Annotated in this window: 16 protein-coding genes; 13 read left to right on the forward strand and 3 right to left on the reverse strand. The window is 59.5% G+C overall.

Features of this window, described 5'->3' with window-relative positions; all coding sequences use genetic code 11:
* The first annotated feature begins 44 nt into the window (after nucleotides 1–44).
* The 10 genes from DW823_RS03465 (at nucleotide 45) to DW823_RS03510 (ending at nucleotide 7,965) form a co-directional block, all read left to right on the forward strand.
* On the forward strand, nucleotides 45–845 hold the full coding sequence (locus tag DW823_RS03465) for a polyphenol oxidase family protein (RefSeq protein ID WP_118080352.1): 801 nt from the start codon (nucleotides 45–47) through the stop codon (nucleotides 843–845).
* Nucleotides 842–1,678 (forward strand): phosphate ABC transporter substrate-binding protein, encoded by an 837-nt coding sequence (locus DW823_RS03470; protein WP_118080354.1) that lies wholly within the window; start codon nucleotides 842–844, stop codon nucleotides 1,676–1,678. The genes DW823_RS03465 and DW823_RS03470 overlap by 4 nt, the downstream gene beginning before the upstream one ends.
* A gap of 1 nt (nucleotide 1,679) precedes the next feature.
* Nucleotides 1,680–2,603 (forward strand): phosphate ABC transporter permease subunit PstC, encoded by a 924-nt coding sequence (pstC, locus tag DW823_RS03475; protein ID WP_118080356.1) that lies wholly within the window; start codon nucleotides 1,680–1,682, stop codon nucleotides 2,601–2,603.
* Between the two features lie 3 nt (nucleotides 2,604–2,606).
* Nucleotides 2,607–3,512, forward strand: a complete 906-nt coding sequence (pstA, locus tag DW823_RS03480; RefSeq protein WP_118080358.1) for a phosphate ABC transporter permease PstA — start codon at nucleotides 2,607–2,609, stop codon at nucleotides 3,510–3,512.
* A 12-nt stretch (nucleotides 3,513–3,524) separates the two neighbouring features.
* On the forward strand, nucleotides 3,525–4,328 hold the full coding sequence (gene pstB, locus DW823_RS03485) for a phosphate ABC transporter ATP-binding protein PstB (protein WP_035137966.1): 804 nt from the start codon (nucleotides 3,525–3,527) through the stop codon (nucleotides 4,326–4,328).
* A 92-nt stretch (nucleotides 4,329–4,420) separates the two neighbouring features.
* Entirely contained in the window at nucleotides 4,421–5,278 is an 858-nt protein-coding gene (locus tag DW823_RS03490) for a PhoU domain-containing protein (RefSeq protein ID WP_118080360.1), read from the forward strand.
* 120 nt (nucleotides 5,279–5,398) lie between these two features.
* Nucleotides 5,399–6,136 carry a YggS family pyridoxal phosphate-dependent enzyme gene (locus tag DW823_RS03495; RefSeq protein WP_118080362.1) on the forward strand — a complete coding sequence of 246 codons (738 nt, stop codon included), beginning with the start codon at nucleotides 5,399–5,401 and terminating at the stop codon, nucleotides 6,134–6,136.
* A gap of 60 nt (nucleotides 6,137–6,196) precedes the next feature.
* On the forward strand, nucleotides 6,197–6,922 hold the full coding sequence (locus tag DW823_RS03500) for a cell division protein SepF (protein ID WP_118080364.1): 726 nt from the start codon (nucleotides 6,197–6,199) through the stop codon (nucleotides 6,920–6,922).
* A gap of 57 nt (nucleotides 6,923–6,979) precedes the next feature.
* Nucleotides 6,980–7,225, forward strand: coding sequence for a YggT family protein (locus DW823_RS03505; RefSeq protein ID WP_255360343.1), 246 nt, complete (start codon nucleotides 6,980–6,982; stop codon nucleotides 7,223–7,225).
* Between the two features lie 62 nt (nucleotides 7,226–7,287).
* Nucleotides 7,288–7,965, forward strand: coding sequence for a DivIVA domain-containing protein (locus DW823_RS03510; protein ID WP_118080366.1), 678 nt, complete (start codon nucleotides 7,288–7,290; stop codon nucleotides 7,963–7,965).
* Nucleotides 7,966–8,132: 167 nt separating this feature from the next.
* Here DW823_RS03510 and DW823_RS03515 read toward each other — a convergent pair whose 3' ends face one another.
* The 3 genes from DW823_RS03515 to DW823_RS03525 form a co-directional block, all read right to left on the reverse strand.
* Nucleotides 8,133–8,663, reverse strand: coding sequence for a nitroreductase family protein (locus tag DW823_RS03515; RefSeq protein ID WP_118080368.1), 531 nt, complete (start codon nucleotides 8,661–8,663; stop codon nucleotides 8,133–8,135).
* Nucleotides 8,664–8,946: 283 nt separating this feature from the next.
* The gene (locus DW823_RS03520) at nucleotides 8,947–9,570 is read right to left on the reverse strand and encodes a DUF47 domain-containing protein (protein WP_118080370.1); all 624 of its coding nucleotides are present in this window, start codon (nucleotides 9,568–9,570) and stop codon (nucleotides 8,947–8,949) included.
* A gap of 67 nt (nucleotides 9,571–9,637) precedes the next feature.
* Complete coding sequence (locus tag DW823_RS03525; RefSeq protein WP_118080373.1) at nucleotides 9,638–10,687, reverse strand: inorganic phosphate transporter; 1,050 nt, start codon at nucleotides 10,685–10,687, stop codon at nucleotides 9,638–9,640.
* A gap of 248 nt (nucleotides 10,688–10,935) precedes the next feature.
* Between DW823_RS03525 and DW823_RS03530 the strand changes: the two genes are divergently transcribed.
* The 3 genes from DW823_RS03530 to DW823_RS03540 all read left to right on the forward strand — a co-directional run bounded on the left by DW823_RS03530 (nucleotide 10,936) and on the right by DW823_RS03540 (nucleotide 13,333).
* Nucleotides 10,936–11,274, forward strand: a complete 339-nt coding sequence (locus DW823_RS03530) for a hypothetical protein (RefSeq protein WP_118377353.1) — start codon at nucleotides 10,936–10,938, stop codon at nucleotides 11,272–11,274.
* A 79-nt stretch (nucleotides 11,275–11,353) separates the two neighbouring features.
* The gene (locus DW823_RS03535; RefSeq protein WP_117757011.1) at nucleotides 11,354–12,049 is read left to right on the forward strand and encodes a Bax inhibitor-1 family protein; all 696 of its coding nucleotides are present in this window, start codon (nucleotides 11,354–11,356) and stop codon (nucleotides 12,047–12,049) included.
* Nucleotides 12,050–12,190: 141 nt separating this feature from the next.
* Complete coding sequence (locus DW823_RS03540) at nucleotides 12,191–13,333, forward strand: TIGR02452 family protein (protein ID WP_118080377.1); 1,143 nt, start codon at nucleotides 12,191–12,193, stop codon at nucleotides 13,331–13,333.
* Nucleotides 13,334–13,348: the final 15 nt, after the last annotated feature.

The raw sequence follows: 13,348 nt of genomic DNA on the forward strand, positions 1-13,348 counted from the left end.
GCTGCGGCGTCGCCGCGATACTTGTGTTATTAGGAGGCTTTAGTATGGCAGCACGTGCGGACAGCGTTTCGCGTGTCGACCATGATGGAGTTACGTTGGTAGAGGGCGCGACGCACGATGTTCGCTTTGCTTTTACCGAACGCGCCGGCGGTGTTTCCGAAGATGCGTACTCCTCACTCAATCTGGGCTCGCATGTTGGCGATGACCCCTTTGCCGTTCAAGAAAATCGTCGCCGCGCACTCGAGGCCTTGGGTGCCGCCGAGTGCGAGCACAACCTGCTTGTTCCCAATCAAGTACACGGTGACCATGTCGTGACGGTGACCTCGAACGGTGCTGATGATCTCGAGAACATTCGCGAGCAGATTGCCGAGGGCTGCGATGCCATCGTCTGCATGGCCCGTGAGGTACCCGTGATGCTCTGCTTTGCCGATTGCGTTCCCGTGGTGCTGGTGGCTCCCGGCGGCTTTGCCGTGGTGCACTCTGGCTGGAAGGGCACGATTGCGCGCATTTCCGCCAAGGCGTGCCAAGCGCTCTGCGAGGCGGCTGGCTGCAAGCCGGACGACATCTCTGCCTACATTGGGCCCCATATCCTGGGCGACGAGTACGAGGTGTCCCAAGAACTTATGGATCGCTTTGCCGCCGAGTTCGCGTGCATCGATGCCTCTGCTTCTCGTATGCTCGATCTTTCCGCCGCCATTCGCGAGGCGCTGATGGACGCCGGCGTCGAGGCGAGCAGCATTGTGGACACCAAGCTTTCCACCGTTCGTCAGAACGACCGCTTTTATTCCTACCGCAACGAGGGCGGCACCTGTGGGCGCCATGCTGCGATCGGCGTGATGCTATGAGAAAGATCGCATCGGTCCTGAGTGCTGCAGTGCTTACGCTCACGCTGTGTGCTTGCTCCTCGGGATCTTCCACATCTTCTATTACCGTGGCCGGCTCGACCACGTGCCTTCCCATTGCCGAGATCGCAGCCGAGGGCTTTAAGGAAGAGGCCGGCACCGATGTGCTCGTCTCCGGCCTTGGCTCCTCTGCGGGTATCGAGGCCGTCAGCAACGGCACGGCCGACATCGCCAGCTCGTCTCGTGGCCTCAATGCCGACGAACAAGACCTTGGCCTGACCCCGATCGTAATCGCGCACGACGGCATCGCAGTCATCGTGAACGACGACAACCCGGTCGACAATCTCTCGACCGAGCAGCTCCGCGATATTTACGCCGGCAAGATCACCAACTGGAAGGAAGTCGGCGGAGAGGACCTGAAGATTCAGGTTATCAACCGCGATGAGGCGTCCGGTACGCGCGAGGCCTTCCGTACCATCGTGATGGACGGCACGCCGTTCGATCGCCGCTCGGCCGTTCTTTCGGGTACGGGCCAAGTGCGCGACGTCGTGTCCCGCTCGCATGGCGCCATTGGCTACATCTCGCTGGGTTTTGTCGAGAGCCTCAACGCCACGACCTCGGTTAAGGCCGTTTCGGTCAACCATGTCGAGGCATCCGAGAAGACGGTCGCAAGTGGCGGCTATCCCATCTCGCGCGACCTTTACTTCTTTGTGAAGGGTACGCCTTCGCATCAGGCGCAGGACTACATTGACTATGTGACGTCCGAGAAGATGGACAAGCAGATTCGCGAGGCGGGCTTTATTCCCGTCACCAACGACGGAAAGGGGAGTGAGTAGCGTGGAAGCACAGGAAACCCCCCAGATTGAGCAGGAGGCTCAGACGCCCAAAAAGCGTGAGTTGGCGTTGGTGTCGCGTAGCACCTATCTCAAGGAGAAGGCGCTGCAGTGGATCTTCTTTGCCTGCGCGTTCTTGGCGGTCGTCACCGTTATCCTGATCTTTGTCTTTACCACGTACTCGGCGCTGCCCGTCTTTACCGACATCGGCCTGGCGGACTTCTTTAGCTTTACGTGGGCGCCATCCGAGGGCCACTACGGCATCATGTCGCTGCTGGCGGGCTCTGGTCTGGTGACGGTCGGTGCGCTCGCCATGGGCGTGCCCCTGGGTGTGGGCACGGCTGTATATCTGGTCGAGATCGCCAGCAAGCGCGTGCGCAGGCTCATCAGCCCCGCCGTCGACCTGCTGGCGGGCATCCCCTCCATCATCTACGGCTTCTTTGGCATGGTCATCATCCGCCCGTTTATCGCGCAGCTGACCGGCGGTCTTGGCTTTGGCGCGCTGACGGCGTGGTTTGTGCTTGCCATCATGATCGTTCCCACCATTACCACGCTCACGATCGATGCCCTCAATTCCATCCCCATGGGCATTCGCGAGGCGTCCTATGCCATGGGTGCCACCAAGTGGCAGACCATCTACAAGGTCGTGCTGCCTGCAGCCAAGCTGGGCATTGTCGATGCAATTGTCTTGGGTATGGGGCGTGCCATCGGTGAGACCATGGCCGTGCTGATGGTCGTGGGCAACGCCCCGGTCATTCCAGATAGCATCTCGAGCCCCATCTCGACGCTCACGAGTCAGATCGCACTCGACATGAGCTATTCCTCGGGCCTGCATCGCTCGGCTCTGTTTGGCATGGGCGTGGTCCTGTTTATCATCTCAGCTGCACTGGTGGGTATCGTTCGCCTGATTTCAAAGAAGAGGGGGTAGGCTATGTCCGATTCCGTTGACACGACGGTCGATACGACATCGTCGCGCGAGCTCATCAAGCGTGCCCTTTCCCATGGCAAGAAGGGCCGCATCAACAAGGACCTGTCCAACAAGATTATGCTCGGCGTGTTTCGCGCCGCGGCCTATATCACCACCCTGGTGTTGCTTGCCATCATCGCCTACGTGGTCATCAACGGTCTTCCGCATATCTCGCTCGACTTTATCTTCGGCTGGCCGCAGGGCGTAAACGCCGAGGGCGGCATTTGGCCCACGATCGTCTCGACTATCTACGTGACGGCACTCGCCATGCTCATCTGCACGCCGGTTGCCGTCTTGGCTGCGGTCTATCTGGCCGAATACGCCAAGCAGGGCAAGGTCGTCGACATCATTCGCTATGCTGCCGATGCCCTGGCCTCGGTGCCTTCCATCGTTATGGGCCTCTTTGGTTACGCCTTGTTTGTTGAGGCCATGGGCCTGGGCCTTTCGATGGTTTCGGCCGCTCTGGCGCTGGCGCTTCTGATGCTGCCCATCGTCATGCGCACCACCGAGGAGGCAATTCGCGCCGTTCCGCGCTATATCCGTTGGGGCGCATATGGCCTGGGCGCCACCAAGTGGCAGGTCGTCTCCAAGATCGTGCTTCCTTCTGCCTTTGGCCGCATTGCCACCGGCATCGTCCTTGCCATCGGTCGCGCCATCGGCGAGACCGCGGTGGTGCTCTACACCATGGGTCAGGCCATCAATCTGCCGATCTCGCCGCTCGATTCCGGTCGTCCCATGACCGTTCACCTCTATTTGCTTGCCAACGACGGCATCAACATGAACGCAGCCTACGGCACTGCGCTTTTGCTGATGGCGATTATTCTGGCCTTCAACCTGTTTGCGCGTTATCTGTCGCGCAAGCGCCGCTAGTTAAGGAGTCCCATGTCCGTCTATCAGTCCGCTCCCACGCCGGAGCAAGCGGCCATCACAGCCAAGGATTTCAACTTTTGGTACGGTGACTTTCATGCGCTGACGGGGCTCGACCTCAACATCGCCAAAAACGCCATCACCTCGTTTATCGGTCCTTCGGGCTGTGGTAAATCGACGTTTTTGCGCTGCATCAACCGTATGAACGACCTTATCGAGGGTACTCGCGTCGAGGGCACCATGACACTCGACGGCAACGATATCTATGCCGAGGGCGTCGACCCGGTCGACCTTCGTCGCCGCGTGGGCATGATTTTTCAGCAGCCCAACCCGTTTCCCAAATCCATCTACGAGAATGTCGCTTTTGGCCCTCGTCTGCAGGGCGTGACTAGCAAAAGCGACCTCGACGACATCGTGGAAGAATCGCTCAAGCGCGCCAACCTCTGGAAAGAGGTATCCAATCAGCTCAACAAGGATGGTTTGGCGCTCTCGGGCGGTCAACAGCAGCGTCTGTGCATCGCGCGTGTGCTTGCGGTGCAGCCCGATGTCCTTCTGATGGACGAGCCCTGCTCCGCCATCGACCCCACGTCCGTATCTAAGGTCGAGGATCTGATGGCCGAGCTGGCGCCCGAGATGACGATCATCATCGTCACGCATTCTATGCAGCAGGCCGCTCGCATTAGCGACTACACCGCATTTTTCTTGCAGGAAGTTGCCGGTGAGCCCGCCACGCTCATCGAGTATGGTCAAACCGACGCGATCTTCACCAGCCCGGTGGATTCGCGGACGGAAGACTATATCACCGGCCGCTTTGGCTGATCGGTGCGACTAGTCCCAAGCCGATCGGACCTGGTCCGGTGCGTATTCACTGTGCGGGCGGCATGACCGCACCCAACTGATTGGAGTGAACCATGCGCAAACTGTTTTCCCGTCAGCTCATCGAGGCCCGTCACGAGATGTTGAGCATCTACGAGGCCGTCGATCTTGCCCTTCACGACGCCGTGAAGGCCTATGTGACCGACGACCGCAAGCTCGCCACTAAGACCAAGAAGCGCACGCTTTCGATTGATGCTCGCTGCGCCAACTTGGAGGCCGTGTGCTACAACCTGATCGCTACGCAGTCGCCGGTCGCCTCCGACTTCCGTTTGCTGCAGACGATTATCTACGTCGACTTTAACCTGCAGCGCATGACCGATAAGGTTCGCCAGATCTGCCGCGCCACGCGTCACATGGTCAAGGCCGACATCTCGCTGCCTCAGGAGCTCGTCGGCACGGTTGAGGCCGAGGCCGAGGCCGTGTACCAGGTGCTGGGCTCGTCGCTGTCCGCGCTCGTCACCAACGACATGTCCATCATCTGCAACCTGGCCGTTGAGGATGAGCCGGTACATGCGGCGTACGAGAAGTTCTTCCGTACCTTTAACCGCATGGACACCGGCGATTTTATGGACGACGACAGCAACTATGACGACCTGCGCCGTGCCATCATGGTTTCGCGCTACCTCGATCGCATTGCCTCGATTTCCATCGATGCCGCCTGCCGTCTGACCTTCCTTTTGACCGGACAGCGTATGACTGCCGGCGATATCGCCTGTACGGATGAGGACGAGCTCGAGAGCATGCGCGTGCCTTCGGGCGAGGGCGTCATTATGAGGCCCGCCGTGGATGCACGCTTTGTTGCCAAGGTGCCCGCTAACGAGGTGAGCGAGGGTCTTCGCTACCTGTTGGATCATCTTGAGGACGAGGATGATGCCGAGGACGACGAGGACTAGGGCAGTCCCGTTCGTTGAGAGATTGTAAATACCTAAGGGTGCGCGGCCTTGCGGATGCGGGGCCGCGCTCTTGCGTTAGCATGGGACTACTTGTTGTGCTGTTAGCGGAGGCGATTGGCAATGGATAACTATTTGAATGTAATGCGCGCTCGCCGCGAGCAGATACTCGAGCGTTTCTATGCCGCGCTCGATCGCGCCGGGAGGTCCCGCGATGCCGCGCGTCTGATTGCCGTGTCCAAGACCGTCGGCGTCGATGAGACCATCACGGCCATCCAGGTGGGGTATCGCCATTTTGCCGAGAACCGCCCTCAAGAGCTCGTCCGCAAACTCGCAGGTTTGGCGGAGCATCCGGAGCTGCCCGAGGTACGCTTTGATATGATCGGCAACCTTCAGACCAACAAGATTAACGCGGTGTTGGGTTCGGCCGAGCTGATTCATTCGGTTGGTTCGCTTCATTTGGCGCAGGCGATCTCGAGCCGTGCCGTTCGCAAGATCGAAGCGGGCGAGCTTTCTGCTCCCCAACAGGTGCTGATCGAGGTCAACGTGAGCGGCGAGGAGTCCAAGGGCGGCTTTTCGCCCGATGAGATTCGTGGAGTTGCCGGCGAGCTTGCGGAACTTGAGGGAATTTGTGTGCAGGGCCTTATGACCATGGCCCCTCGCGGGAACAAGGATGTGGCACGTCGCACCTTTGCCGGGCTGCGAGAGCTGAGGGATGAGCTGGAGGCGGCGCATCCCGATCTGAGGCTGCCCGAGCTTTCTTGCGGCATGAGCGAGGACTTTGAGCCCGCCCTTGAGGAGGGCTCTACGCTCGTTCGCCTGGGCAGGGTAGTATTTAGCCCGGAGTTTGCAGTAAAATAGGGCTCTGAAGTGCGCACTGGTTTACAGAGCGCCTGCACTAAACCGTGAGAGGACACAACCATGGGCTTCCTTGACGAGATTAAAAATAAGATGCACCTGGGCGGCCAGCAAGGTTACGACCAGGGCTATGACCAGGATGACGACTACGGCTACGATGACGGCTACGATGATGGCTATCAGAACAACGGCTACAGCGGCGCCTCGGGCGAGGGCTTCTATACCCAGGACGAGCCGAGTAACGGCCTGCTGGGCCAGACACGCCGCGGTGAGGCCGAGTCGGTCGCCGTGTATACGCGCTCCGGCCAGCTGGTCGGCGATGACTCGCGTCATGCAACGACATACAATCCGCCGTCGCGTTCTCAGGATAGTGCCGCAGGCGGCTATCGCCCCGGCGCTTACGACACGCCGTCGAGCTATGCCGAGAGCGCCCGTGCTCGTGCCGCGGCACCTGCGCCCGCTTCTGCGCCGAGCGACGCCTCGGCCTATGCAAACAACATCATTAACGCCACGCCGCAGCTGCCTGCCTATGTCCTGCGCCCCGAGAGCTACGACGATGTCGAGACCGTTGTCCGCCGCGTGCGCACCAAGCAGCCCGTTGCGCTGATTTTTGTTGGCGTTCGCACCGAGGTCGCCAAACGCGTCTTGGACTTTAGCTATGGCTTTGCCTGCGGTCTGGGCGCTACGGTCAAAGAGGTGGGCGATCGCGTGTTTATGGTGCTGCCCGCCGGCTGCGAGGTCAAGGATTCGGACCTCAAGAAGCTGCGCGCCGACGGCTACCTTAAGTAAACCTAAGACGAGGAGATTCTCATCAACATCTACACCATTGTCCAGCTGGTCAACACGCTGTTCAACTTCTACTCCACACTTATTGTGGTCTATTGCTTTATGACGTGGATTCCCATGAAGCAGGGCGGCCTGCTGCAGGATATCGCCGCGGTGCTCGATAGCGTCTGCGGTCCGTGGCTCAACCTGTTTCGTCGGTTTATTCCGCCGATGGGCGGCGTTGATTTTTCGCCGGTCGTTGCGATTATTGCGTTGCAGTTGGTGCAGAGGCTGATTCTGCAGCTTCTTATAGGTATACTCGTATAGTACTGGCTCAGTAACTTACGTCGGGCGCCCGGCGCCAAGGCGATGATAAAGGAGAACTTGTTATGGCTATTACCCCTGCTGACATCCAGGCTCAGACTTTCTCTGAGGCCAAGCGCGGCTATGATCCCGCCGAGGTCGACGTCTTTTTGGAGACGCTGTCCTCCGAGGTTGACGCTATGCTTGCCAAGATTGTCGATCTTAAGGGTCGTCTGACTGCCACCGAGCAGCAGCTTGCCGACACGCAGGCCCAGCTTGCCCAGGCTCAGGACGCTGCCGCTCAGGCCGTTCCCGCCGCTCCTGTGGCCGCTCCCGCACCCGACTTCTCCGCTCAGGAGCGCCAGATCTCCGCTGCGCTGATTGCTGCCCAGCAGACCGCCGAGGGCATCGTCAACGATGCCAACGAGAACGCTGAGCGCATCCGCAACGAAGCCGACGCCAAGGCCCGCGAGGTCATCCGTCAGGCCCTGACCGAGAAGCAGGCCGAGCTCGAGGAGATCGACCGTCTGAAGGCTTCCCGTGAGGAGTTCAAAGCCGAGTACCTCAAGCTCATCCAGCACTTCATGGACGATGCGCAGAATTCCTTCCCGTCCGACCTTATGGCCTCCACGCCGGTCGGTTCTGCGGCTTCTCCTGCAGTGACCGTTCCCGCCGCCGAGCCGCTGCCTGTCGCTGATCCGGTTGTCCCCGTGGCTGACCCCTTCGCCCCGATCGACAACTTTGCCGCCGACGACCTGGACTAGCGCCAGAGCTACAATCTCGTGTCCTTAAGAGGAGCTCGCACCTGCGGGCTCCTTTTTTGTGGCTGCATACGGGTTGGGAAACAAAACGCCGAGCTCTGCGTACGATAGGGCAGAACTCGGCGAAAGGGTGCGCGGTAAAAGGTAGATTTTAGGGCATGTGCCAAAAACTACTTGAGGAGGAAGTCGGAGAGGGGAATGGTGCGGGCATCGCGATGCTCGGGATCGGCGATGTGGTCGGCAGGATAGCCGCAGACGAGCATGTGATAGGGATAGACGCCCTCGGGCAGGTTGAACCGCTCTCGGGCTAGCTCGGGCTTAAAATGGCATACCCAACACGTTCCCAGACCCTGCTCCTCGGCCTCCATCATCATTTGATCGCAAACAATCGAGGTGTCGATAGCGCTGGAGTTCATCTGGTCATAGGGGCGAACCCAAGCGTCGTCGGTAACGCTGCAAATGAGGAAGATGAGCGGAGCGCCAAAGATGGACCCATCACGAGCAAACCGAGGCTGACAAGCAGCCGCCTTCTCCAAAAGCTCGGGCGTATCCAACACCACCACACGGGTTGGATGATTATTACAAGCAGAAGGAGCAATACGCCCAGCCTCAACAATGGCATCCACCACAGCCTGCTCCACAGCCCGAGCCTCAAACAAACGACAAGAATACCGAGACCGAGCCAGATCCAAATACCCCATAACCAAACCCTCCAAAGTCAGCAAATCAATCCAAAGTAAAACAAAGGGTACCCAAAGCCCCATCCAGCCAAACGTTTAAGGCGGTCCCAAAGTTTCCAATCGGGCCCCAAGGCCCTGCCAACAAAAGCCCCATCGCTTTCAAAGTATCAGCCAAAGTTTCCAATGGTGGTACGTAAGGGAGCGGGCCCGACCACTAATAACCTTTTGAACGACTCTGCTTGCAGCCGGAGTGAAAAAGGTTATTAGTGGTCGGGCCCACGACCGCCGGGACACGTACCCCCAATTAACTGTTCTTCATGACAATCGAATCCACGACATCAGCCACATTCTCGCAGCAGTCGGCGCAGTACTCCAGGAAAGCGTAGACGTCACGCCAGGCGATGACCTCGAGCGGGTCCTTGCCATTGACGTGCAGGTTGCGCATAGCGTTGATGTAGAGCTCATCGGCCTCGGACTCAATGGTGTTGATCTGGATGACCAGCTCGCGCAGGGTCTTGGACTTGCGGTAATTAGGCAGCTCGACCATAAGGTCCTTCATGGCGCGGCAGGCGTCGGTCACCTTGTGGGCGATGACAATGGCATCGGGGTGGATGCTCTGGATGTTGGTGAAGTAGACGCGCTGCACGACGCCCTCGATACGGTCAAGCACGGTGTCGAGCGAGCAGCTCATCAGGTCCAGATCCTCGCGCTCAAGCGGGGTGATAAAGGCAGTGAGCAGGGCATCCTCGAGCTCATGGTGCTTCTTGTCGGCCGCATGCTCAATCGCATGCATCTCTTCGAGCATGCCGTGGATCTGCGCGGGATCAAAGTTCTCAAAAATCTTGATGAGCAACTCTGCGGCCTGGACAGCAAGGTCGGCGCAGGCGACGTAGTTGTCAAAGTAGAACGAATCGGGTTTCTTTGCCATGAGTGGGTCCTTTCGAGGCGAAGACGGGTGGGCGAGGTATTGCGGTCCGGATGGCCGTTCGGTTTGACTAGATGAACATCATGAACAGCTTGGCCATGACAAAGCTGATGAGTCCACAAGCGGGGAAGGTGAAGAACCACGTGAACATCATGTCCTTGACCACGCCGAAGTTGATGGCCGAGAGGCGCTTGACGGCGCCGACACCCATAATGGCGCAGGTTTTGATGTGGGTGGAGGATACGGGGATGCCGGTAAGGGTGGCAAGTAGCAGGTTCGCGGCGCCCGCCAGGTCGGCGGAGAAGCCCTGGTACTTTTCGAGCTTGACCATGCTCTGACCGACAGACTTGATGATGCGCTCACCGCCCACGCTGGTGCCGATACCCATAGTGGCCGAGCACAGCAGCATAATCCAGATGGGGATGCCGGCATCGCCGACGCTCGTCTGGCCGCTGGCGAAGGCCACTCCTAAAAAGAGCACGCCGATGAACTTCTGTCCATCCTGCGCGCCGTGCATGAAGCTCATGGCCGCAGCGCTCGCGATCTGAGCGTATTTAAAGAAGACGTTGGCACGTCGCCTGTTGGCGGCGGCGAAAAGAATCGAGACGAGCTTGCACAGGACCCAGCCCATGACAAAGCCCAGGCCGATGGAGAGCGCCAAGCCGTAGATGACCTTCATCCACTCGTGGACGTTGACGCTGCTCGCGCCGCCGAGGGCGATTGCGGCACCGGTCAGGCCGGCGATAAGGCTGTGGCTTTGCGAGGTAGGGATGCCAAAACGCGATGCCGTGGCGCCGTAGACGACGATGGAGAACAGCGCCGCGCAGAGGCATGCGAGCGCCATGGTGCTGTTTCCGCCAAAGTCGACGATATGTGAGATGGTGTTGGCGACGCTCGCGTTAAAGTGCGTCATGATGAGCACGCCGAGGAAGTTGAATGCGGCGCTCATGAGAATGGCGGCGCGGGCGGGCATGCAGCGCGTGGTGACACAGGTCGCGATGGCGTTGGGCGCGTCGGTCCATCCGTTGACGAAGATAGCGCCGAGTGCGAGGATCACGGTGACGGCAAGGACTGGGTTCGACACAATTTGGCCGAGGAAGGCTGAGAACGTTACGTCCATATATGGGCTTTCTCGAAGTTTGCAGGCACGTTACAAAAACATGATAAATCGTATCACCTCCTGCGGGTTTCTTTACCGAGTTCTGATGGGAGAAGTGAATTTTTTGGCACTAACATTGAATATTTGCCCTGTTGACCGCGGGTGTTCTTTTTGCTAGCACGCCATGAGGACACGTGCGCGCCCCAACATCCCAAAACCACAGCCTGTTCGCTTTACAATGTGCAAACATGCGTTCGATAATAGGAGGCATGGAATATCGACAGACAGATGGTAAAACTCGACGCGTGCACAAGCAGTATGTGGACGTCGTGGCTCGCATCCTCGCGGGCGGACAGGTCGTGCCGGTTACCGTCTGCTGGGTCGATGGTCGTTGCTTTACGATTGACGAGATTGTCTCGTCCACCGGTTTTGGCCTGACGGTCCACGGCATTCGTACGGCGACTTATAAGGTTCGTTTTGGCGGACATGCGACCGAACTGTATCTGGAAGAACAGGCACGCGAGCGACCGGATGGCTCGCAGACTCATCTGATGCGTTGGTGGGTGTGGGCGTTCGACCGGACGCTCGAGAGCGAGCGTCGCAGGTAAGAACGCGTGGCGTTCGGGTACAATGGCAGGAAACTTGTCAGCTACGGCGCCGTCGCGGCGCTTTTTGAAAGGACGAAGTATGAACGATATCCAGGGCTATCAGAACGGCCCCATCGAAACCGGCGCAAGCCGTGCCAAGGAGATGTCGCCGCGCGCGTACAACCTTGTCATGTCTGCCCTGATCTTTTTGGGCTTTTGCGCCATGGGCGCCGGTGCCTACTTTACGAGCACCATGTCGTTTGCGCGCATGATGATGAGCGGCGCCGCTTTGCCGCTGGTCTTTGGCTCATTTATTTTGACCATCGTCGGCATGGTCATGATGTCGGCTGCTGCCAGCAAACAGTCCGTGGGCCTGTCGCTCGTGGGCTACGTGGTCTTTGCGAGCACCTTTGGCCTGACGGCGTCGTTTGGCCTTGCCAACTACGACCTGCCTACCATTAACACCGCCTTTATCGCCACGGCCGCCATCACCTTTGTCTTTGGTGCGCTGGGCGTAACCTTTCCCAAGTTCTTCCAGCGTGTGTACGGCATTGGTTTTGGCATCCTACTTGCCACGATTCTGGTCGAGATCGTGCTGATGTTCATGGGCGTCTCGCAGTCCATCACCGACCTGATCGTGATCGTGGTGTTCGCCGGCTTTATTGGCTATGACACCTATGTGGCCACGACGGTGCCGCCCACGCTGCCCAACGCCGTGCTCATGGCATCCAACCTGTTCGTGGACATCATCAACGTGTTCCTGCGCATCCTGAATATCCTTGGTCGTCGCGATTAAAGCGCGGCATTGCGACGCTTCCTGCCGGACACGGTAAAACGATGCGAAAGGCGGTCCTTCGGGGCCGTCTTTTTTGTGCGCGGCGGGGTATGATGGATGGGAAAAAGCCGATAGCGGCAGCGACAGGAAAGGTGGCCACGAATGGCAGATGTCGACAACAGGAACCGTAACCGCAGGTCTAACCGAGCGGGTCAGCCCAATCCCAAGCGCGAGGCGCGTGCCAAGGCCGCCGAGCGCCATGTGGTGGCTGTGTCCGAGGCCTGCGCCAAGGACACCGAGCGTTCGATTGCCGGCGTGCGCGAGTTCGATGGTATGCCTGCCGGATTTGTCGCGGCGATGAAGGCCAAGGCCCAAGCGGCCGACGCTGCCGAGGAACAGGTTGCTGAGGAGTCTGAGGCCGCCGAGGAGCCCGAGGTCGAGGCCGCCGAGGTTGCATCCGCCGAGACCGAGGTTGCGGCCGAGCTTGCACCCGCCGAGGAGGCCACGGAGGCCGAGTCCGCGCCTGCCGCCGAAAAGCCCGCTCCGGTCCTGCCCGAGGTCACCGTGCTCGACGCCTCTGCCACGCAGGCCATTCTGGATAACGGCCGAGGCTACGCGCAGTTCTGTGACATGGCCGTGCTTGCCTTTGCCTCGTTCACCAACCCGGGCGGTGGCTACATCCAGGGCTATCTGGGCCAGGAGGCCACGCTCTGTGCCGATTCGTACCTGTACAACGTGCTCGATAAGCAGCGTAAATGGTACGGTGAGAACCGTCGCCGCAACATCAACTGTGAGCTGTACCGCAACCGTGCGCTGGTGGTGCCCGCGGTGCGCTTCGAGCGCAAGCATGTGCACGCCTATGCCGACGTGATCGTGGCCGCCGCGCCCAACGTCAAGCGTGCCCGCCAGGAGTATCGCGTGAGCGACGATGCTCTGCTGGATGCCCTGCGCGACCGCATCCGCTTTGTGCTCGCCATCTGCGACGAGTTGGGTCGCGAGAAGCTCGTGCTGGGCGCATGGGGCTGCGACAACAACGGCTTTGATGCCGAGGCCGTGGCCGAGCTCTTCCGCAAGGAGCTCGCATCGGGCGACTTCAAGGTCAAGCAGGTCTTCTTTGCCGTGCCCTCTACGCGCTGGGACGAGGACTTCGCCAAATTCGAGCACGTGCTGGCAAACTTCCCCGAGCGAAACGAGGAGTCCTATGCTCAGGTTGCCGCCCGCGCCGCAGCCGCCCGTGCCGCCGAGCAGGCTCAGGCCGCTGCCGAGGACGATGAGGATGACGACGACTGGCGCAAGTACCTGTAAACGGTGCACGTGATG

It is taken from the genome of Collinsella sp. AM34-10 (genome assembly GCF_003469185.1).
Taxonomy (GTDB): Bacteria; Actinomycetota; Coriobacteriia; order Coriobacteriales; family Coriobacteriaceae; genus Collinsella.

What these genes read in the sequence shown, in the direction of transcription:
- DW823_RS03465 (WP_118080352.1), top strand. Translation starts at nt 45, where the DNA reads ATGGCAGCACGTGCGGACAGCGTTTCGCGTGTCGACCATGATGGAGTT.
- DW823_RS03470 (WP_118080354.1), top strand. Translation starts at nt 842, where the DNA reads ATGAGAAAGATCGCATCGGTCCTGAGTGCTGCAGTGCTTACGCTCACG.
- pstA (WP_118080358.1), top strand. Translation starts at nt 2,607, where the DNA reads ATGTCCGATTCCGTTGACACGACGGTCGATACGACATCGTCGCGCGAG.
- pstB (WP_035137966.1), top strand. Translation starts at nt 3,525, where the DNA reads ATGTCCGTCTATCAGTCCGCTCCCACGCCGGAGCAAGCGGCCATCACA.
- DW823_RS03490 (WP_118080360.1), top strand. Translation starts at nt 4,421, where the DNA reads ATGCGCAAACTGTTTTCCCGTCAGCTCATCGAGGCCCGTCACGAGATG.
- DW823_RS03495 (WP_118080362.1), top strand. Translation starts at nt 5,399, where the DNA reads ATGGATAACTATTTGAATGTAATGCGCGCTCGCCGCGAGCAGATACTC.
- DW823_RS03500 (WP_118080364.1), top strand. Translation starts at nt 6,197, where the DNA reads ATGGGCTTCCTTGACGAGATTAAAAATAAGATGCACCTGGGCGGCCAG.
- DW823_RS03510 (WP_118080366.1), top strand. Translation starts at nt 7,288, where the DNA reads ATGGCTATTACCCCTGCTGACATCCAGGCTCAGACTTTCTCTGAGGCC.
- DW823_RS03515 (WP_118080368.1), bottom strand. Translation starts at nt 8,663, where the DNA reads ATGGGGTATTTGGATCTGGCTCGGTCTCGGTATTCTTGTCGTTTGTTT.
- DW823_RS03520 (WP_118080370.1), bottom strand. Translation starts at nt 9,570, where the DNA reads ATGGCAAAGAAACCCGATTCGTTCTACTTTGACAACTACGTCGCCTGC.
- DW823_RS03525 (WP_118080373.1), bottom strand. Translation starts at nt 10,687, where the DNA reads ATGGACGTAACGTTCTCAGCCTTCCTCGGCCAAATTGTGTCGAACCCA.
- DW823_RS03530 (WP_118377353.1), top strand. Translation starts at nt 10,936, where the DNA reads ATGGAATATCGACAGACAGATGGTAAAACTCGACGCGTGCACAAGCAG.
- DW823_RS03535 (WP_117757011.1), top strand. Translation starts at nt 11,354, where the DNA reads ATGAACGATATCCAGGGCTATCAGAACGGCCCCATCGAAACCGGCGCA.
- DW823_RS03540 (WP_118080377.1), top strand. Translation starts at nt 12,191, where the DNA reads ATGGCAGATGTCGACAACAGGAACCGTAACCGCAGGTCTAACCGAGCG.